We start from the raw sequence: 18,663 nt of genomic DNA, 5'->3' as shown, positions 1-18,663 counted from the left end.
AGTCATGGCACGCCCCTCCTCCTATCCCCTTGAGCTGCGCAAACGAGCGGTCCGCATGGTCGCCGAGGTCCGCGGTGATTACCCGAACGAGTCGGCCGCGCTGAAGACGGTCGCCCAGAAACTCGGCATCGGCTCGGCCGAGACCCTGCGGAACTGGGTCAAGCAGGACGAGATCGACTCCGGTCGGCGGCCCGGCACGACGTCGGAGGAGTCCGCGGCGATGAAGGCCCTGAAGAAGGAGAACGCCGAACTCCGCCGCGCGAACGACATCTTGAAAGCCGCGGCAAGTTTCTTCGCGGCCGAGCTCGACCGGCCACACACACGCTCGTAGCGTTCATCGACGAGCACCGGGCCCGCTTCGGCGGTGTCGAGCCGATCTGCCGCGTGCTCACCGAGCACGATTGCAAGATCGCCCCTTCCACCTACTACGCCCACCACAAGCGGCTGGCCGAGCCGTCCGCGAGGACCGTGCGCGACGCCGGGCTGAAAGAGAAGATCAAGGAGATCTACGCGTCCAACTACCGCGTCTACGGGGCGAGGAAGATCTGGCGCGAGCTGAACCGCCAGGACATCCCGGTGGCCCGCTGCGCGGTCGAGCGGCTGATGCGCGAGCTGAACATCGCCGGCGCGGTGCGCGGCAAGAGGGTCATCACCACGATCCCGGACGAGAAGGCCGAGCGGGCACCGGACCGCGTCGAGCGCGACTTCGTCGCCGAGGCGCCCAACCGCACCTGGGTCGCGGACTTCACCCACGTGGCGACCTGGGCGGGCGTCGTCTACGTCGCCTTCGTCGTGGATACCTTTTCACGTCGCATCGTGGGCTGGTCCGCCTCCACATCGAAGGAGACCCAGCTCGTCCTGGACGCGCTGGAGATGGCACTGTGGCAACGCGACCGCGACCAACACCCGTATACGCACGGCGAGTTGATCCATCACTCCGATGCCGGGTCGCAATACACGAGTTTCCGTCTCGCCGAGCACCTGGATGCCGCCGGTCTCGCGGCGAGCATCGGTTCCGTCGGGGACGCACTGGACAACGCCCTGATGGAATCGACCATCGGTCTCTACAAAACCGAGTTGATCAAGCCGCAACGGCCCTGGAAGACGCTCTCCCAGGTCGAGCTGGCCACCGCCGAATGGGTCGACTGGTACTGCCACCGGCGCCTCCACGGTGAAATAGGCCACGTCCCGCCCGTCGAGTACGAGAACAACTACTACCTCGCGACCACGAAACCCCAGGTCACAACCGCTATCTGAGCTCTCTACCGAACCCGGGGCGGTTCAGCCCAGGTGGAAGGCCACCGCCTCCCCTACCGCGTACAGGGCCTCTGAGGCGTCCTCGTGGATCGAGCTGATGCCCGACCTGCGGAGCAATACCTGTCCGCCCACCGGCCCGGGAGCCGGTTCCTCGCCCCGCACCGTCGCCTCCAGCAGGTCGACAAGGACGAAGTCCGCGAGCTCGGGAACGGCTGCATCCGCCAGTTCCTGCGCGGTGCGCACCACGTCCAGGGTGGTGCCGATGCGCGTCCCGGCCTCGGTCAGCAGGGCCAATCGCCGCTGGGCCCAGTAGCCCTCGGTGACATCGACGCAGATCTGGCACATCCCCAGAACACGGCCGGCCGGGTCGGTCAGCCGGAAGGAGGAACCGGACCACACGTGCTCGCGGTCCGGGTCCGATGGACCCTGGCCGCGCACCTGGAAGTCGAGAACAGGCTCGCCGGTGTCCCGCACCCGGCGCAGGACCTCCTCGATGCCCTCGACGTTTACCCACGGTGTGACTTCACCGATGCGCCGGCCGATGAGGCGCGCCGCGGGGACAGCGCTCCCGCGCTCCATCGCAGCGTTCACCCATCGGTACCGCAGCTCGCTGTCCACGACGATGATCCGGATCGGGGACTGGCTGAACAACGCCTGAAGGATCGCCCGATCGACCTCCTCCTGCCCCACCTGCCGGGCGTCGGAGGCGCTGAGCGACCAGCCGGCCTGGCCCTCCCGGCAGTGCACCGGGCGCACGCGTAGCGCGATGCGCACTGCACGCCCGTCGTGGTGCTTCAAGGCCACCACGCCGTCCCAGCCCTGCCCATCCGCATGCCGCTCACGCGCGGCCAGCGCCGCTTCCCGGCCCTCGGGGGCGGTCAGCAGATCCGCCGCGAGCGTGCCACAGACCTCGTCCGCCGAATATCCGAGCAGCGCCTCCGCCTCCATGCTCCACAGGGAGATCCTCCCCCTGCCGTCCACAAACGCGGTGGCCGTGTACGGCCCCTGCAGCGGGTCTCCCAATCGTGCGCCGAGGCCCTCGGAAACGTTGGGTACGCTCATCGGCACCAGCCCATCCCTGGCCTCTCCCCGTCCATCCATGATAGTGACGCGGGCCATGCCGCACCCCTTGAGGCCCGATCTACCGGACGATGACGGGCTGCGCGGGCCTGGCCCAGAGAGGTGCCCGCTGAACTGGGAAGACGGGCGTCCCTGCACAGCCATCAGGCCCCGGCGCAGTGGCGCGCTGGCCCGGCCAACCGGCGTGAGCACTTTCAGCCAGACCCAGACCCCTGGGTCTCCCGATCGTACGAAGGACCGGAATCAACCCGCCGACAAGGTGCGGAGCACTTCACTCGGCGGATTGGGCGTTGCCGGAGCATCCGTCATAAGTAACTCCAGGTGGCTGCATGTACGCTGACCAGGATCTGGCCCTCCTGATGAACGGACCGACCTGATGAGAGTCGTGTTCACCGGACACGTGATCGAATGGCGTGGGCCTTCACCGTTCTACTTCGCCACCGTTCCCGAGGAACAGTCCGCCGACATCCGCGAGGTGGCTGTCATGGCGACGTACGGCTGGGGCGTGATCCCTGTCGAGGCCCGCATCGGCGAGGTCACTTTCACGACGTCGCTCTTCCCCAAAAACGGCGGCTATCTGCTGCCACTCAGGAAGGCTGTACGCAAGCCACAGGGTCTCTCGGCAGGTGACGACGTGGCCGTGGAGATGACCGTCCGTCTCTAACACCGGGCGTCGCTCGGCCGGTCACCTCGACGGGTCGCGCCGCCCACGTCGGCTTCCGCTCAAGGCCTCGATGGCGCTCGGCAGCAACCACCGGGGCACGCACCTCGCCACCTCAAGTGCCCACCCGTCACATGGAGTGCTCCTTGCCTCAGTTGGCGAGTGCGCATCCGAGTCGGCGGGGCTCAGCGACTCATTGGCAGGTCCCGCTGGGCGTTCCGGCTGCGAGGAGTTGCATGCCGTCGCCGAAGCTCTTTCATACGAAACGGGGGCCTCGACAATGAACGACCCACAGCCAGTGGCAACGTTCGAGGCAGAGACGTGTTGCTTGACCAGGGCCACCTGCGTCGAGGCGGAGGTTCGGGGAGTACGTACGTCAAGGCCACGCCTTGCCATGCCGGTCGCAGGGTGCGCGTGAGGACGCGCACTCAGCCGATCGCCCGCCTCAAAGCTCCCACCCTCGAACTCAGCATCATCGTGTCCACACACCCGGTTCTGGAGCAGCGTGGAAGGCGGCCTTGTCGACGCCGATATGGCACTCAAGCACGCCCACTGACAGCCGGTGAGGCGTAGGTGGTGTCGGACTCCCCACGAGGCTCCCGGAGTCTGCGCTCCGGGAGCCTCGTGATGCTCAGTCGCTGGTCAGGCGACCGTGATGTTCTCCGCCTGCGGGCCCTTCTGGCCCTGGGTGACGTCGAAGGTCACGGCCTGGCCTTCCTGGAGCTCACGGAAGCCGTTCGCATTGATGTTGGAGTAGTGCGCGAAGACGTCCGGCCCACCGCCGTCCTGGGCGATGAAGCCGAAACCCTTTTCCGAGTTGAACCACTTGACGGTTCCGCTGGCCATGCTCGTGCCTTCCAGTCGATATCGGATCCGCACCGCGCGGACCCGGAGGTGATCGCCCTGGTCTCGCACTGCACAGCAAAACGCCCACGCCAGGGCGCGGGCAGGAACTGCGAACCACGACATCTGGCAACAACGCTACACGGCGAAACCGGCCCGCACCAGAGAGCAACGACCATGATCCGGGACCGGGCCGCCCGAGCCGGACAGCTACGGTCGGCCCGCCCAATGTCGCATCCGCCCTCGCGGCGCCCGGGCCATCCACCATCGTCCGGCGCTGCCGGATTCCGAGCCTCGGGTGTTGCGTTCCGTCGGGACGGGAGGAGCCTGGGAAAAGGGATATTCCGGAGCCGGGAGTAGCAACGCAACCGATCGGGAGACATGCCTATGTGCTCCAGGGAAGGGGCAAAGGTCCTGGTCGCAAGGGCATCTGCCGAGATGGGCTGGGCCCAGGTGGATATCCCGGCTGCTTCCAGCCCTCGGGCGGTCTTCGTCCTCGGTGCCGAGATGCTCATCCCTTCCGGGAACGGGCGGCGTTTCCGCGTCATAGCGTCTCGACCGCGGCTGGCCGTGTTCGTGTCACGGATACGGGCACTGGCGGGTTCGGTCCCCTCCTCAGCATGAGGCCCAGCGGCAGGGGACCCAAGAGATGACCGCAGCAGGCTCATACGATGCGGTCGTGATCGGCGGCGGCCATAACGGTCTCGTGGCGGCCTTGTACCCGGCCCGGGCGGGGTGGTCGGTGGCGGTGCTGGAACGTAACGCCACTGTGGGTCGTGCCATCGCGAGCGGTGAGGTCACATTGCCGGGGTTCATGCACGACCTGTACTCCACCAACCAGAACCTCTTCCTCGGATCCCAGACGTACGCCGATTTCGGTTCCGCCCTGTCACGCCATGGACTGAGCTTCCAGACCACCGACCACCCCTATGCCAACGTCTTCCCGGACGGGTTGAGCGTGCGTGTCCATTCCGACTACGAGCGCACCATCGGGCAGTTGGCGAAACACAACTCCGGGGATGCCGAAGGTTTCGCCGGCCTCTATCAGCAGTACAAGCAATTCGCGCCGCACCTGTTCGGCCTTTACGGAAGTGCCGTGCCATCGAGCGCGGCAGTTCGGCAGGTTCTGAACCTGCTGCGTCACCATGGCCTGCGTGGTGCGAGGGAACTCACCCACACGCTGTTGATGAGTACCAGGGAGATGGGCAGGACCTGGTTCACCACCCGGGAGGCGCGGGCCATGGCGGCCTGCTGGGGCATGCACCTGGACTTCGGGCCGGACGTGGCCGGCGGCGCGATGTTCCCGCTCCTGGAAATGTTCGCCGACATGGAAAACGGCATGTCCGTCGTCGAAGGGGGCGCGCAGAGACTGCCTCAAGCGCTCGCTGCGGTACTGGCGGAGCTCGGCGGCGAGGTCCACACCAGTGCGGAGGTGGACCGCGTCCTGTGCTCAAATCGCCGGGCTGTTGGTGTGCACTGCGCCGACGGCAACACGCTGACATCTCGTCGCGCCGTGATTGCGAACGTCGGGCCCCAGCCCTGTATCAGCGACTACTGGAATCCGAGCAGGTGCCTGCACAGGTGCTGCGAGAATCACGCGGATACCTGTACGGCCCCGGCACCATGATGCTGCACCTTGCACTTGACGGACCATTGCCTTGGGCGGCGGGAAGCGAGCTTGCCGGCTTCGGGTACGTGCACGTGGCACCGTACGTCGATGATCTGGCACGCACCTATACAGAGTCCCAGGCCGGGCTCCTGCCGACGGAGCCGCTGCTCATCGTGGGACAAACTTCCGCGGTTGACCCGACTCGGGCCCCGGCAGGCCGCCACGTTGTGTGGATACAGATCCGTACGATGCCCTCAGCTGTCCGCGGAGATGCGGCAGGGACCATCCGGCACACCAGCTGGCCTGAAGCGGTCGAGCCGATGACCGACCGGGTATTGATCAAGTTGGAGCACTACGCGCCTGGTAGCCGGTCACGGATTGTCCGCGCCGCCGCATACACCCCTCAGGACCTTGAATCGGCCAATCCGAACCTTGTCGGCGGTGACAGTGTCGCCGGCAGCCACCACCTCTCCCAGAACTTCTTCTTTCGGCCGATGTCTGGGTACAGCGGCTACCGCACGGCGGTCCCCGGCCTGTACCTGACCGGAGCGGCGACATGGCCCGGCGCAGGCAACAACGCCACATCGGGCCGGCTCACGGCCCGCCAGGTACTCAAAGATGTTCGTCTGCGCGGTTGGGCATCACGTTCAGCGCGATGCCGGTGACAGCCGGCCCCCGACCTACAGACATGGCTTCGGAGGGCCGGAGGGCTCCTTGGCGCGTCTGTGAACTTGTCAGCCCGACGTGGTCCGTGCAGGCTCGGCCGAGGACGCCCCTGCCGCGATGAGTTCCGGCCGGGTCGCGAGTCTGTTCTGGTGAGCGTCGTCAGACGTCGTACGACGCTGCCCGGCACGAGACACCACGGAGGACACCATGACGACCGAGCCCGGCAACGCGAGCAGCAACCTCCCCGGCAAGCCGCCAGTCGTCGACCTGGCCACCTGGCAGGCGGCGCGCGAGGAGCTGCTGGTCCGCGAGAAGGCGCACACCCGTGAGGGCGACACGATCGCCGCGGCCCGGCGGCGGCTGCCGATGGTCGAGCTCGACGGCGCGGTCGAGGTCACCGGCATTGACGGGCCGGTCCCGTTCCTCGACCTGTTCCAGGGTCGCGACGAGCTCGTGGTCTACAAGCACATGTGGTACGACGGCGCGCCGCACCAGGGGCAGTGCGAGGGCTGCACCACCACTGCCTGGCACGTGAAGGACGCCGTCTACCTCAACGCCCGGGGCGTCTCGTTCGCCGTCCTGACCTCGGGCCCGTGGGACGAGGTGGCTTCCTACGTCGAGTTCATGGGTTACACCCAGCCCTGGTACTCGGTGCGGGGCGTGGAGGCGCCGGTCGGCGGAGGAATGGGGCACATCGTCTGTTTCCTGCGCGACGGCGACCGCGTGTTCCTCACCTACTCCACGACGGGCCGTGGCAACGAGCCGGTCAACGGGTCCCTCGGCTTGCTCGACATGACGCCCTACGGCCGGGGCGAGGCGTGGGAGGACAACCCCGAGGGCCGGCCCGTGATCGGTGATGTCCACGAGGGGCACCCGTCCGAGGGCCGCCAGGCCTGCTGGTACTGGCGCTCGGACGCCGACGGCGTCGCCACCTGGGGCCCGACCAGCCGGCCGGTGCCGCAGTGGACCCGCCCCGGCGCGACCCGCGTGGTGACCCTCGGCCGCCAGGGTCACCACCACTGACGCGCCTTCGTCGACGGCGCCGGCTGACGGGGCTCGTCGGCGGTGAAGGAGGAAGGTGGCGAGTGGCCGGCGTTCTCGCTCAGCCCCACCCACGCGTCGGCGACCGAGGCACGGACAGGCACCGACGGTTACGCGTACCCCTGGCTCAGCTGCAGCGCGGGGACTCTCAACAGAGTCGGCCGACACATCCGGTTCAGGCGGCGGGCTGGGAGATGAAAACTCGTTCCAGCAGGGTGTGCAAGGAGTCCCGCTCCTGGTCGCTGAGCCTGTCCAGGCCCTCCTGCGTAGTGCGCATCTTCGCGCGAATCGCGTCGGCGACGCGCTCACCCTCGGCTGTGAGGACGACGCTTTTGATGCGCCGATCGGAGGGGCTGGGCTCGCGGCGCACCAGGCCACGCTTCTCCAGCCTGTCGACGATCCCGGTCATGTTGGAGGCGTCGCAGGTCAGGGTGTGGGCCAGGGCGCGCATCGCGGCGGGGCCCCGGCGCAGCACGGTCAGCGCCTTGCCCTGGCTCGCGGTGAGATTCTCGCTCGCTGCCGCGACTGTGAAGTCGCCGTGATAGGCGCCGAGGCACACCGAGAGCAGCTCCATGAGCCGGGCCGTGTCGACGCGGGCAGTTCCTGTCATGGGAGTCACTTTACCCAGGAAACTTGACAATCTCAAATATTTATATTTACCGTCTTCTCGTTGCTTGAAGTTATCAACCATCAAAGTCGTCAAGTACTACGAGGAGCACCGCCGTGACCGTCACTGCGACTTCGGCCCCCCGCGCGACCGAGATCCTGTCCCGGCCCGTCGCGCTGAACGGCCTGACTGTCCCGAACCGCATCGTGATGGCGCCGATGACGCGCATGTTCTCCCCGGGCGGCGTGCCCGGTGAGGACGTGCGGTCGTACTACGCCCGTCGCGCCGCCGCAGGTGTGGGCCTGATCGTCACCGAAGGGACCTACGTCGGCCACGAGTCGGCCGGGCAGAGTGACCGTGTGCCGCGGTTCCACGGTGAGGAGCAGCTGGCGGGATGGGCGAAGGTCGCCGAGGCCGTCCACGCGGCGGGCGGCACGATCGTCCCGCAGCTGTGGCACATCGGCATGGTGCGCAAGCAGGGCGATGCGCCTTACGCCGACGCCCCCGCCGTCGGCCCTTCCGGCATCCGCGTGGACGGCACCGAGGGCACCGGCAGGGCGATGACCCGGCGTGATTTGGACGACGTCATCGGCGCATTCGTCGACGCTGCCGCAGCCGCCGAGCGCATCGGCTTCGACGGCGTCGAACTGCACGGCGCCCACGGCTACCTCCTCGACCAGTTCCTGTGGGCGGGGACGAACCGCCGTACCGATGCCTACGGCGGCGACCCCGTGGCCCGCACGAAGTTCGCGGCCGAGATCGTGGCCGCGGTCCGCGAGACCGTCTCGCCCGACTTCCCGGTGATCTTCCGCTACTCGCAGTGGAAGCAGGAAGCCTACGACGCGAGGCTCGCCCAGACCCCGGAGGAGCTGGAGGCGATCCTGACCCCGCTTGCCGCGGCCGGCGTCGACGCCTTCCACGCCTCCACCCGCCGCTACTGGCTCCCGGAGTTCGAGGACTCGGACCTGAACCTGGCGGGCTGGACCAAGAAGCTCACCGGCAGGCCCACCATCACCGTCGGCTCGGTCGGCCTCGACGGCGACTTCATCCGCGCGTTCGCGGGCGAGGGCGCCGAGGTCGGCAGCATCGACAACCTGCTCGACCGCTTGGAGCGCGACGAGTTCGACCTGGTCGCCGTCGGCCGCGCCCTGCTCCAGGACCCGGAGTGGGCGGCGAAGGTCCTGGCGGGCCGGGTCGACGAGCTGAAGCCGTACGACGCGGCCGCGCTGAAGACGCTGAGCTAGCTAGTACTCCAGCAGGACTTCTCCATTACCGCTGGTCAACGGCTTGAGTGTGGGGACTGTAGCGGGGTGGGTTTGGCTGCGGGGCGGTCTTGGCAGACCGTCCCGCGAACGGGTGGCCGCGCCGCATGTAGTGACAGTGTCGGGCGCGTGCTTGATGGCGGCGTCTCCAGTGCGACCAGCCCATTGCGTGATCGCGTCGTGCAGGGCGGCGGGGTTCAACTGCCAGCAGACGACGGATTTCTGCCGGGTGAGGTCCACGAGGTCGGGTGTGTCGGCCGCGTCACCCCTTTTTCGCGTTCCTGAACGGCCATCGCCGCGAGGAAGATGTGCGCGAGCATGACGAGTGTGATGTGCCGGTACCAGCCGACGTAGCGGCGGACTTCGTACTGGTCCAGGCCGCATTCGTTCTTCGCACTCTGGAAGCATTCCTCGATCTTCCAGCGGCAGCCCGCGATGCGAGCCAGGTAGGCGACGGTGGCGTCCAGCGGGGCACTGGCCAGGTAGTAGGCCACCTCGTCGGGCCTGGTGATGCTGCGGCGGGCGAGCATCCAGCGTTGCCGAGTGGGCTCGTGGCCGTCGAACTCCCAGACGGCGGGCAGCCGGGCCGCCGCCCAGTCGTAGAGCCTTGGTCCCTTGGCGCCGTTGCCGCAGGACAGGCGTCGACATGCCTCGGGCGGGGCCTGGCCGATGAGGTGATCGATGCGGGGGCCGTGGACCTGCTGCGACTTGGGGACCGCGACGACGTAGGACAGACCGGCGTCTTCCAGGAAACGGCGGAAGCGGGAGTCCTGGCCTTAGGCGGAATCTGCGGTGACCCAGGAGAAGGCGAGCGGGGAGTGAAGGGCCCGCAGGATCATGGCGCGGGCGAGGTCGTTCTTGGTGGTGAAGTCACGCTCGTCGGGGATCCTGGCCGCTCGGCAGCGCTCCCGGTCTTCGGCCCAGGATTTGGGCAGATAGAGCTCGCGGTCGACCAGGGCGTGCCCGCGTGTGGTGGCGTAGGCGGCGAAGACACCGATCTGGCAGTTCTCGGTCCGGCCCGCGGTCCCGGAATATTGCCGTTGCACCCCGGCCGAGGTGGTGCCCTTCTTGACGAAGCCGGTGTCGTCGATGATCAACACACCCTCTGATGTGCCGAGTTGCTCTGCTGCATAGGACTGCAGGTCATCGCGGAGACGGTCGGCGTCCCAGCGGCTGTGGGACAGCAAGTGCTGGAGTCCGTCCGGGGTGGCATGGCCGGCGTACTCAGCAAGCTGCCAGCCGTTCTTGCGGCCTACCGGGCCCAGCAGCCCGCGCACGTAATCCCGCATCCGGCGTCGTGGTTCTACCCGGGCGAAGCAGGCTCCGGCCCGCAGGAACAGATTCTCGAGTTCATGGTCCCAGGCACTCGTGGGCACATCATTGATCACGCCTATGGACTGCTCGGACCGCTGCCACTACATGCGGCGCGGCCACCCGTTCGCGGGACGGTCCGCCAAGACCGCCCCGCAGCCAAACCCACCCCGCTACAGTCCCCACACTCAAGCCGTTGACCAGCGGTAATGGAGAAGTCCGGCTCGAGTACTAGGGCAACCGGTCGGCCCGCGCGCCTTGGGGCGGTGTCTACCTCGGAGCGGGACGACCGAATGGCCAAGTGAGAGGAGGTGGCGGCGGGACCGGGTGCCAGGGCTTGGTCAGCGGATGACGTCGAGGACGTTCTTCTGGAGGCCGTTGGGGTACGCCTCGTGTTCGACCAGCTTCAGCTTCTGCGCGTCCTTGTCCGTAGTGCTGAACAACCGCTTGCCCGCGCCGAGCAGCAGCGGATAGACGACCAGGTGGTAGCGGTCGATCAGGCCTGCGTCCGAGAGGCTGTGGTTCAGCGAGGCGCTGCCGTGGACGATGATCGGGCCGCCCTCGGTCTCCTTGAGGGCGGCGACCTCATCGACTGAGCGCAGGATCGTGGTCTCACCCCAGTTCGCGACCAGGTCGTCGTCGGTGAGGGTGGTGGAGACGACGTACTTCGGCATCGCCTTGTAGTCGGCGAACTCCTCCATACCCGGCCACACCGGGCTGAACGCCTCGTAGCTGACCCGGCCCATCAGGATCGCGGTGGCTTCCTTCTGCTCCCGCCCCTTGATCTCAAATGCATCGGGGACGAACTCGACGTCCTTGAAGGTCCATCCGGAGTTACGGTAACCGGGCTCGCCACCCGGGGCCTCCACGACGCCGTCGAGCGAGATGAAGGCGGTGCTGATCAGGGTACGCATGAGTCTTCCTTGCTGTCTCGTGTCGATCTTCGATTGTTTGCGGCTGTTCCGTCGCTGTCGGGATCTGCGCTCCCGCCGAACGGGCGGCCCGGTCCCCGGGTCCGGCATGCGGATATCAGGCGAGGAGTCCGGTCAGCCACTGCTGCCAGGCTGCCTCAGCCCGCTCCGTGTCCGGCCCGAACAGGTGATGGAACATCAGCGCCACGCCGGAGCCGTGGTGGAAGGTGTAGATCCCGTCGGCGGTACGGACCTCGGTACGCTCCTCGTCCGCCCAGACCACTTCGCCGTCCAGCGGCGCCAGACCGGCCGGCTCGGCGTGCACCCGCGCACCCACGTCGACCGGGGTCGGCAGTGACAGCCCGCGAACGAGTACCGCCCGGACCTCCTGCGGCGACTTCCCGCCCGCCGGTGCCACGGCGAAGACGGGGACCCCGGCGCCTCCCGGGAAGTGCGCCAGGTACTCGCGGAGCGTGTGGAGGTGGAAGGGCCAGCCGCGGCGCAGGGCGTCGTACTCGTCCTGCCAGTCGTCACCGAGCAGGCCGCTGTGGACGACGCGGAGCACGGTGCTGCCGCGCCCCCGTCCCTCGATCAGGTACTCGAAGGCCATGAACCGGCCGTCCTCGCCGGTGGACGTGCGGGTCGCGAAGCGCTTGCCGGGCTCATAGGCGGTGATCACCGCCTCTTCCCGGTGGCCCCCGGTGTCCATGGCGGCGACGCCGCCCTCGCGCGCCTCGACTTCGTTGCGGCCCATGAACCAGGAGTCGATCCCCGGTCCTGTCGCGATCGCCTCCCAGACCTGTTCCGGGCTCGCCGGCAGGGTCGTCTCCAGTTCAATCTCGAACGGGTGCGTCATGGTCGGTCTTCCTGTCCTGCTTCGGATTCGGTCTGGTTCGTTCCCCCGGCCTCCTGCCGCGGGCCGGCCGTGCTCCCCGGAGGGCCGGGCTGCGGCGCGGGGATCTGGTGGAGCCCGACGATCACGCGGTGGGTCCGGCCTCCCGGTGCGGACTCGTCGTGGTAGCGGCCGACGAGGGCCGCCACCGACTGGGCCAGCTCGTCGGCGAAGGCCATCCGGTCGGCCGCGGAGGCGAATCGCACCTCGGCGTCGATGCCGAAAGTGGCGACCCGCCGCCGGGCTCGGGCGGCACCGCTCAGCAGCGTCCCGACCTCCTGCACCAGACGGGCACCCAGCGCCAGCAGCCAGCGGGCGGAGAGCTGGTCGGGAGAGCGGGAGGGGTCCGGGCTGACGGCGGCCAGAGCGCTGGGGGAGATCACGTAGGAGGCGGCGGTCGCGCGGTACACCCGCTCGGTGACGTTGCCCTTGCGTCGTTCCTCGGCGAGCTCGACCAGCCCGTGACGCTCCAGCTCCTTCAGGTGGTAGTTGACCTTCTGCCGGGGCAGCCCCAGGCGGACGGCCAACATGGCGGCCGAGCCGGGCTCGGCCAGGGCGGCAAGGATCCGGGACCGTATCGGGTCCAGGGACGCCTCGGCCGCGGCGGGTTCTTCGATCACAGCTACGTCCAGCACCACTCCAGAATCCAACCGACAAAAAAATTTGTCAAGACAGATTTTATTGTCGGCGTGGCGGGCAGCCTCCGGGGCTGCTCAAGTGCCGGCTGAAGTGCTCAGCGACATCTCTGTGACTGATTCCCAATCGTCGTTGTCAAGCAGTAGGAGTGTGGTGCGAGAGGGCGAGATCGCGGTCAGGGACGTGCGCCAAAGAGATCCTCTGCGCCAACGCCAAGAGCGGCTCGGGCCGCCGCCAGACGCTCCCTGGATTCGGCTATCCACTCTTCGCCCATGTCGAGCGGCACGGAGACGACAATCTGGGTGCTGGTGCCGTCGTGGACTTCGACCACGTAGGGGTCTTCGGCGATGAATCGGAGGTAGGCGGTGCGGCCTGATTGGGGCCAGTCCGCCGTGAACGGCTCGTCGAGGTCGGCCTCCTGTTCGGCTTCTTCGATGGCGTCGAGAAGCTGGCCCCAGTCTGAGAGGTCCTCGGAGTCGAACCCGAGGTAGACAGTTCCGTTCACGAAGCCGCTGGTGACGACGGCCTCCGCGTCGTAGTGCCGGACTGCCGGAGTTTCGAGGGTGGGCTCGGTCGAACGCAGACGAACGCTGATGCTCTGGGTGAGGTCGGCCAGCCGGATCAGCTCAATCGCATCTGGCTGTGTGTTCGTGTCCATGGCCGGGAACCTACGGCAGGCGCTCAGAAACGACTCCGACGGGTGTTGGCTCGGCTTGCGCTGACAAGCACGTGATCGTCATGCGGCGGCTGGTTGGGGTTGAGGCGGCTGTACTGTCCAGTGGCGTTGGTCGCGGATGAGGGCCCACAGAACGTCGAGGCGGCGGCGGGCCAAGGCGAGAATTGCCTGTTTGTGGGTCTTGCCCTCGGCTCGTTTGCGGTCGTAGAAGGTCTTGGAAGTGGGGCAGAAGCGGGCGGCGATCTGGGCGGAGAGGTAGAAGACGCGCAGGAGCCGGCGGTGGTAGCGGTGTGGTCGGCGCATGTTGCCGCTGATGCGACCGGAGTCCCGTGGGACTGGTGCGAGTCCGGCGACGCCGGCGAGTCGGCCTGAGCTGCCGAAGGCGTCCATGTCTCCGCCGGTGCAGGCGATGAACTCCGCCCCCAGCAAGGGCCCCATGCCGGGCATGCTGAGGATGAGCTCCGCGTCGCGGTGCTCACGGAATCGGGCTGCGATCTGCGCGTCGATGCCCGCGATTTCTTCGTCCAACGTCAGCACCGCCCGGGCCAGGGTGTCCACCACGGCAGCCGCAATGCTCTCCCCAACAACGACGGTGTGCTGGGCCTGCGCCGCAGCAATAGCTGCATCGGCGACCGCCTGGGCGCCACGGACTTTGCGGTTCTTCAACCAGGCAGCGAGCCGACTCGGGCCGAGCCGGCGCAGGCCAGCAGGCGTTTGGTAGCCGGTCAGCAGGACAAGCGCCGCCTTGGAGGCGGCGTAATCGAAGGCCCGCTCCAAGGCGGGAAAGTACTCCAGCAGTTGTGCCCGCATCCGGTTGATGGCGCGGGTGCGATCTGCGGCGAGGTCGTAGCGCCGGGCGGTGAGGATCTTCAAGTCCACCGCGATCTCGTCCCACTCCTGCAGAGGCTGCAGGTCCCGGCGCATCCGCGCCTGATCCGCGATGACGTAAGCATCCTTCGCATCAGTCTTGCCGTCCCCACGGTATCCGCGGGAGGCATGGTGGACGGTCCGGCCAGGAATGTAGAGCAGCCGCTGACCATGGCCGACCAGCAAAGCGATCAGCAACGCGCCCCCGCCGGCGTTCAGGTCGACGGCCCAGGTCACCGGGCTGTCCTCGGCCAGTGCGAGAACGTCGCTTATCAGCTCCAGGAGCTCGGGCTCGTTGTTGGGCACCCGACGCGAGAGCATCTTCGTCCCGTCCGTGTCGATCACCGTGCAGTGATGCGAGGCTTTGCCGGCATCCGTTCCCGCCCAGAGCTCGGGCACCCGAGCCTCCCTCGTCGATCGGTTGACTGGTCCCTGCAGACGACCACGCCGACGTGTCCTTACGAAGCGATCTCTGTTCGCTTATCCCAATGAGTGGCCGTGTCGTCGCGGGGCACTGGGCGGCCAATCAGTCAAAGCCACAACCACGGCATGAGCGCTCCTAGCCACACCCAGGCCCCTGGGTCTCCCGATCGTACGAAGGACCGGAATCAACCCGCTAACACGGTAAGGAGCACTCCAAGGGCTACCCCTTACTCCCTGGTGGATCAGCGCGCGGCGTCAGATGCGGTGCATCGCAAGGCGAAGGGGCGTCCTCATAGGCGTCCTCATACTGGGCGTATTCGGGTGTTCCGACAACGCAGCGAGGCAACTGTCGTCGTCGGCCCGCCCGACCGGGATTACGGGACAACCCTTATTAGTTGGCCCGTCTGGCCAAGTAGGCGTTCAGCCCCGGGCCGTGTACATCGCGCCAGGGGCGCGGATCTGTTGCGGTTGTTCAGGGCCGGTAGACCATCCCCGGCTGGGGCTTGGCAGGGGCGAGCAGTTGCGACACCGTGACGATGGTGTAGCCGCGCTGCTTGAGCGCCTTGATGATTCCTGGGACGGCAGGCACGGTCCCTTTGTGCAGGTCGTGCAGCAGGATGATGCCGTCGCGGTGAGTCTGGTCGAGCACCCGCTTGGTGATCAGGGCCGAGTCGGTCGTCTCGTAGTCCTTGGCCGTGACACTCCACAGCACCTGCGCCAGCCCCAAGTCCTGGCAGACCTTGGCCACCGTGCGGTTGGTGCGGCCCTCCGGCGGACGCATCAGGATGGGCCTGGTACCGGTGATCTTCTCGATGGCGCCTTGTGTCCGGGTCAGCTCCTGACGGGCGTCGTCCACGTCGATGTCCGTCAAGTCCTCATGATTCCACGTGTGATTGCCGATTTCGTGCCCCTCTTCCGAGATGCGACGCAGGATCTCGGGGTACTTCGCGATGTGGCCCTTGCCCTGCACGAAGAAGGTCGCGTGCAAATCCTCCTGCTTCAGGATGTCCAGCAGCCTGGGGGTCGTCAGGCTGGGACCGCCGTCGAAGGTGAGGGCCACACACTTCGCCTTGCGGCAGTCGACGTTCGCGGCCACCGATCCCGATGCCTTGCCGCGGGCGGCTCGCGGCGAAGTGTGATCGTAGGTCGTGACCGTCAGGGCCAGAATCAGCGCGACTGCCAGAACGGCGGCCACGGCTGTTGCGACGGCGATGAGTATTCGAGGCCGTCGTATTCGCGCATTGAGGTGCATGGGAGACCTTTCCCTGGATCGCGTTGTTGCTGTAATTGGTGATTGACGACCTTCACGGCGCTGAGGTTGTTCTTCAGCCCGTGTGTTCCGTGGTGGCCATGGAGAGAGGGATGCAGCTGAATTGCGCAGAAGCGACGGGATGGGCATGCCGGGCAACCACCGCCTGACGCGACACATCGCCCTCCGATCGGCAGACAGCGGGGCCTTCTCTCGGATTTGAAAGCGCCTTCGTGAATCTCCCAGCCGTCCTGTACGAGCTGGGTCGCGATGATGAGGCATGCACCGTTTGAACGGCGGGAAGTCCTTGGGCAGGTGCGCCCCCGAGCTACCAAGAGGCCCTGCCGCTATGCGCCGACCACTGCGGGACCGCCCGAACAGGGACCGTTTACGACTGAGCAAGCCTGCTGAGCGGTGAGCGGATCGCTTCTGAGTGGTCTCACCTCGCGCTACCGCGTGGGCTGAAAGCCTGCCCGGGAGCGAGGTCTTGCAGGTGCACGTCAAGTGTCAGGCGATGCCTCAGCAGGCGTCCGAACCGATGCTCCACCCCTTTGTAGATGAGCGCGGCCAGACCCAGCATGCAGATGACGGACACCGCCATCGAAGGCAAAAGTCCCAGCCCCGGAACGGCCTTGATCAAGCCCTTGGCCAAGGGAATTCCGATGCTTTGGTGGACGAGGTAGAAGGGGTAGGTGAGGCCCCCGGCGGTGACCAGCCAACGCCATTGCAGTCCAGCCAACGGTCCGACACCGGCCAGCGCCAGCAGCCCGAGACAGAGTGTGAGTATGGTCGCGCACACGGCCCAGGAGGGCCGGCCCTCGCTGCTGGACGTGGTGACATGGTCGACCACCCGGAATTCGAGCACAGTGAGTTCGTAGCACCAGGCGAAACCCAGCAGAAGCCACAACAGGAGGTTCTGTCCGAACCTGCGCATGAGGTGGAGCACGATCCCGGCGACGAAGAGGCCGGTGTATCGGCTCAGTACGAATTCGTTGAGCAGTGGCGAGTGAACTTCAAGGGCGATGACACCGGCCAGGAGCCAGGCTCCGCAGAAAGCCACCATCCGCCGATATGACAGCCCGGAGATGAGCAGCACGGCCATCAGCAGGTAGAAGCGAGCTTCCACCCAGAGTGTCCAGCTGACTTTGCTGACCAGTTCAAGCCCCAATGGCCCCGGAACCATCGTCAGGTTTCCCAGGACCGTACGAGGGTCGATGCGCGTGGCGGCAGGCCAATGACCCATCCGTGCGGCCAGGACGAGCACGACAACCAGGAGAACCGTGCACCAGTAGGCCGGGAAGAGCCGTGAGATGCGGGAGACGGTGAACTGTGCGGAAGTCCGCCCCCAGCAGCTCATGCAGATGACGAATCCGCTGATGATGAAGAAGAACTCGACGCCGAGCCAGCCGTAGCGGCTGATCTCATGCAGGAACGGGGCAAAATCCCTGAGCTCGATCTCTCCCCAGAAGTGCGGGGTGGGCGTCCCCAGATAGTGATATCCAGCCACCATCAGCGCTGCCACCAGACGGAGCCCGTCTATTGCGGCCAGGCGCATCTGCCCTCCCTGCGGTCGACTCGGGTCGATGGACCCACTCGACTGACTGCGGTCCTGGACCTGCAATCCTGTTCCATGGCGCAGACTCATGCGACGCGCCCACTGTCCCGGAATCGGCCGTCGCATACGACAACCTCGCGGTCGGATCGGACCTGTGCCTCGTGGGCGCCCACCATGACCTTGCCGGGGTGGATGGAGAAGTCGCCGCCGTCGCGGGCGAGGGGCGAGCCGTAGGCCTTGCGCAGCCCCTCGGCACCGAGCCGGGAGCCGGTGGGAGCGGTCATCGGTCCATCTCCTCGCGGAGCCCGTCGCGGCGGGCCGCGGTGAGTTCCAGCCGGCTCAGCTCGGCATCCAGATGGAACAGGGCGTGGTCGCAGGTGAGCTGGTCGGCCAGCTCGCCCCCGCGCTTGTGCTCGGCGCGGGCGCGCATGCTGCGCAGGTGCTCCGCACACCGGGTGTCGAGGACGTCGGCGGCGCCACGGTGGATGGTCGACCGAAAGTACGGCTCGGGCTTCTCCGGCGTGGCGAGCCACTGCTGTACGTCGGTGATGCGGGCGTGGGTGATCGCGTAACGCTGCCGCTCGGGGCCGCCGCCCGCCTCGGCGCCGTCGACGACGCCGAGACCGTTCTTCAGCCGGCGGGACATCGTCGAGTAGCCCTGACCGCAGCGCGGAGGCCGGCCGTGACCGAACTTCTCGTCGAGGGCCCGCTCCATGTCGCAACCATGGCGCGGACCGGACTCCAGGAGTCCCAGGAGGGTGTGACCTATGGACATGCGCAGGACTATACATGCCGCGTATACATGCCATGTATACGTGGTGTGTATATGCCTCGGAGCGTGAGGAGCTGAGTTCTGCACAGTGGCCCTGGACGCCTACGACAATGACGAAGACACGCATGCCGCGGGCAACCGGGAGCGGAAAGGAGGACGCCTGGCCAGGCCTGACGCGCCGGCCACGCTGCGCGCCACGGGACTCGGATTCCGGTACCGGACGCGGGGCGACTGGACCTGTGAGACTGCGAGTTCACCTTGCCCAGCGGCCGCATCACCGCCCTCGTAGGACGCAATCGGCACATCTGCGGGAGCTGGCGATCTGCGCGGAAACCAGCGACGCCG

General features: G+C 67.1%; 16 protein-coding genes and 2 pseudogenes. 5 read left to right on the top strand and 13 right to left on the bottom strand.

Annotated elements, in window-relative coordinates; all coding sequences use genetic code 11:
- The first annotated feature begins 4 nt into the window (after window positions 1-4).
- Window positions 5-1,257, top strand: a protein-coding gene (locus tag OHA03_RS33340) for an IS3 family transposase (RefSeq protein ID WP_267007396.1) whose coding sequence is annotated in 2 segments (ribosomal slippage) — window positions 5-284 and window positions 284-1,257 — 1,254 coding nt in all. Because the reading frame shifts where the segments join, the coding sequence is not laid out codon by codon here.
- A 24-nt stretch (window positions 1,258-1,281) separates the two neighbouring features.
- Here the strand turns inward: OHA03_RS33340 and OHA03_RS33335 are convergent.
- Entirely contained in the window at window positions 1,282-2,319 is a 1,038-nt protein-coding gene (locus OHA03_RS33335; RefSeq protein WP_267007395.1) for a PAS domain-containing protein, read from the bottom strand.
- Between the two features lie 394 nt (window positions 2,320-2,713).
- Between OHA03_RS33335 and OHA03_RS33330 the strand changes: the two genes are divergently transcribed.
- A complete protein-coding gene (locus OHA03_RS33330) occupies window positions 2,714-3,001 on the top strand; it encodes a DUF1905 domain-containing protein (protein WP_267007394.1) in 288 nt (95 codons plus the stop codon).
- A gap of 639 nt (window positions 3,002-3,640) precedes the next feature.
- Here OHA03_RS33330 and OHA03_RS33325 read toward each other — a convergent pair.
- On the bottom strand, window positions 3,641-3,844 hold the full coding sequence (locus OHA03_RS33325; protein ID WP_267007393.1) for a cold-shock protein: 204 nt from the start codon (window positions 3,842-3,844) through the stop codon (window positions 3,641-3,643).
- Window positions 3,845-4,490: 646 nt separating this feature from the next.
- Here OHA03_RS33325 and OHA03_RS33320 point away from each other — a divergent pair.
- On the top strand, window positions 4,491-5,468 hold the full coding sequence (locus OHA03_RS33320) for an NAD(P)/FAD-dependent oxidoreductase (protein WP_267007392.1): 978 nt from the start codon (window positions 4,491-4,493) through the stop codon (window positions 5,466-5,468).
- 855 nt (window positions 5,469-6,323) lie between these two features.
- Window positions 6,324-7,139 (top strand): DUF899 domain-containing protein, encoded by an 816-nt coding sequence (locus tag OHA03_RS33315; RefSeq protein WP_267007391.1) that lies wholly within the window; start codon window positions 6,324-6,326, stop codon window positions 7,137-7,139.
- A 193-nt stretch (window positions 7,140-7,332) separates the two neighbouring features.
- Here the strand turns inward: OHA03_RS33315 and OHA03_RS33310 are convergent, their stop codons facing one another.
- The gene (locus OHA03_RS33310) at window positions 7,333-7,767 is read right to left on the bottom strand and encodes a MarR family winged helix-turn-helix transcriptional regulator (RefSeq protein WP_267007390.1); all 435 of its coding nucleotides are present in this window, start codon (window positions 7,765-7,767) and stop codon (window positions 7,333-7,335) included.
- A 113-nt stretch (window positions 7,768-7,880) separates the two neighbouring features.
- On the opposite strand from OHA03_RS33310, the gene OHA03_RS33305 reads away from it, so the two are divergent.
- A complete protein-coding gene (locus OHA03_RS33305) occupies window positions 7,881-9,008 on the top strand; it encodes an NADH:flavin oxidoreductase (protein WP_267007389.1) in 1,128 nt (375 codons plus the stop codon).
- Between the two features lie 215 nt (window positions 9,009-9,223).
- On the opposite strand, the pseudogene OHA03_RS33300 reads toward OHA03_RS33305, so the two are convergent.
- The 10 genes and pseudogenes from OHA03_RS33300 to OHA03_RS33255 form a co-directional block, all read right to left on the bottom strand.
- A pseudogene (locus OHA03_RS33300) lies at window positions 9,224-10,402 on the bottom strand (IS701 family transposase).
- Between the two features lie 276 nt (window positions 10,403-10,678).
- Window positions 10,679-11,251, bottom strand: a complete 573-nt coding sequence (locus OHA03_RS33295; protein WP_267007388.1) for a dihydrofolate reductase family protein — start codon at window positions 11,249-11,251, stop codon at window positions 10,679-10,681.
- 115 nt (window positions 11,252-11,366) lie between these two features.
- A complete protein-coding gene (locus OHA03_RS33290; protein ID WP_267007387.1) occupies window positions 11,367-12,104 on the bottom strand; it encodes an SRPBCC domain-containing protein in 738 nt (245 codons plus the stop codon).
- Window positions 12,101-12,775 carry a helix-turn-helix domain-containing protein gene (locus tag OHA03_RS33285; protein ID WP_267007386.1) on the bottom strand — a complete coding sequence of 225 codons (675 nt, stop codon included), beginning with the start codon at window positions 12,773-12,775 and terminating at the stop codon, window positions 12,101-12,103. The genes OHA03_RS33290 and OHA03_RS33285 overlap by 4 nt, the downstream gene beginning before the upstream one ends.
- Before the next feature lie 176 nt (window positions 12,776-12,951).
- Complete coding sequence (locus OHA03_RS33280) at window positions 12,952-13,434, bottom strand: DUF5959 family protein (protein WP_267007385.1); 483 nt, start codon at window positions 13,432-13,434, stop codon at window positions 12,952-12,954.
- 78 nt (window positions 13,435-13,512) lie between these two features.
- Window positions 13,513-14,718 carry an IS110 family transposase gene (locus OHA03_RS33275; protein WP_267007384.1) on the bottom strand — a complete coding sequence of 402 codons (1,206 nt, stop codon included), beginning with the start codon at window positions 14,716-14,718 and terminating at the stop codon, window positions 13,513-13,515.
- Window positions 14,719-15,214: 496 nt separating this feature from the next.
- The gene (locus OHA03_RS33270) at window positions 15,215-15,994 is read right to left on the bottom strand and encodes a polysaccharide deacetylase family protein (RefSeq protein ID WP_267007383.1); all 780 of its coding nucleotides are present in this window, start codon (window positions 15,992-15,994) and stop codon (window positions 15,215-15,217) included.
- 436 nt (window positions 15,995-16,430) lie between these two features.
- Entirely contained in the window at window positions 16,431-17,546 is a 1,116-nt protein-coding gene (locus tag OHA03_RS33265) for an acyltransferase (protein ID WP_267007382.1), read from the bottom strand.
- Window positions 17,547-17,719: 173 nt separating this feature from the next.
- A pseudogene (locus OHA03_RS33260) lies at window positions 17,720-17,830 on the bottom strand (ABC transporter ATP-binding protein); the annotation flags it as partial.
- Window positions 17,827-18,321 carry a PadR family transcriptional regulator gene (locus OHA03_RS33255; protein WP_267007381.1) on the bottom strand — a complete coding sequence of 165 codons (495 nt, stop codon included), beginning with the start codon at window positions 18,319-18,321 and terminating at the stop codon, window positions 17,827-17,829. The gene OHA03_RS33255 and the pseudogene OHA03_RS33260, both read right to left, overlap by 4 nt.
- Between the last annotated feature and the right edge of the window lie 342 nt (window positions 18,322-18,663).

It is taken from the genome of Streptomyces sp. NBC_00154, from assembly GCF_026342835.1.
Taxonomy (GTDB): Bacteria; Actinomycetota; Actinomycetes; order Streptomycetales; family Streptomycetaceae; genus Streptomyces.
Note: the sequence above shows the minus strand (reverse complement) of the source record. Positions and strands in the feature narration are given on the sequence as shown.

Excerpts from the sequence above, each read along its gene's own strand:
- OHA03_RS33315 (WP_267007391.1), top strand. The coding sequence starts at position 6,324 with ATGACGACCGAGCCCGGCAACGCGAGCAGCAACCTCCCCGGCAAGCCG.
- OHA03_RS33265 (WP_267007382.1), bottom strand. The coding sequence starts at position 17,546 with ATGCGCCTGGCCGCAATAGACGGGCTCCGTCTGGTGGCAGCGCTGATG.
- OHA03_RS33255 (WP_267007381.1), bottom strand. The coding sequence starts at position 18,321 with ATGTCCATAGGTCACACCCTCCTGGGACTCCTGGAGTCCGGTCCGCGC.
- OHA03_RS33330 (WP_267007394.1), top strand. The coding sequence starts at position 2,714 with ATGAGAGTCGTGTTCACCGGACACGTGATCGAATGGCGTGGGCCTTCA.
- OHA03_RS33325 (WP_267007393.1), bottom strand. The coding sequence starts at position 3,844 with ATGGCCAGCGGAACCGTCAAGTGGTTCAACTCGGAAAAGGGTTTCGGC.
- OHA03_RS33270 (WP_267007383.1), bottom strand. The coding sequence starts at position 15,994 with ATGCACCTCAATGCGCGAATACGACGGCCTCGAATACTCATCGCCGTC.
- OHA03_RS33310 (WP_267007390.1), bottom strand. The coding sequence starts at position 7,767 with ATGACAGGAACTGCCCGCGTCGACACGGCCCGGCTCATGGAGCTGCTC.
- OHA03_RS33280 (WP_267007385.1), bottom strand. The coding sequence starts at position 13,434 with ATGGACACGAACACACAGCCAGATGCGATTGAGCTGATCCGGCTGGCC.
- OHA03_RS33295 (WP_267007388.1), bottom strand. The coding sequence starts at position 11,251 with ATGCGTACCCTGATCAGCACCGCCTTCATCTCGCTCGACGGCGTCGTG.
- OHA03_RS33320 (WP_267007392.1), top strand. The coding sequence starts at position 4,491 with ATGACCGCAGCAGGCTCATACGATGCGGTCGTGATCGGCGGCGGCCAT.
- OHA03_RS33290 (WP_267007387.1), bottom strand. The coding sequence starts at position 12,104 with ATGACGCACCCGTTCGAGATTGAACTGGAGACGACCCTGCCGGCGAGC.
- OHA03_RS33335 (WP_267007395.1), bottom strand. The coding sequence starts at position 2,319 with ATGAGCGTACCCAACGTTTCCGAGGGCCTCGGCGCACGATTGGGAGAC.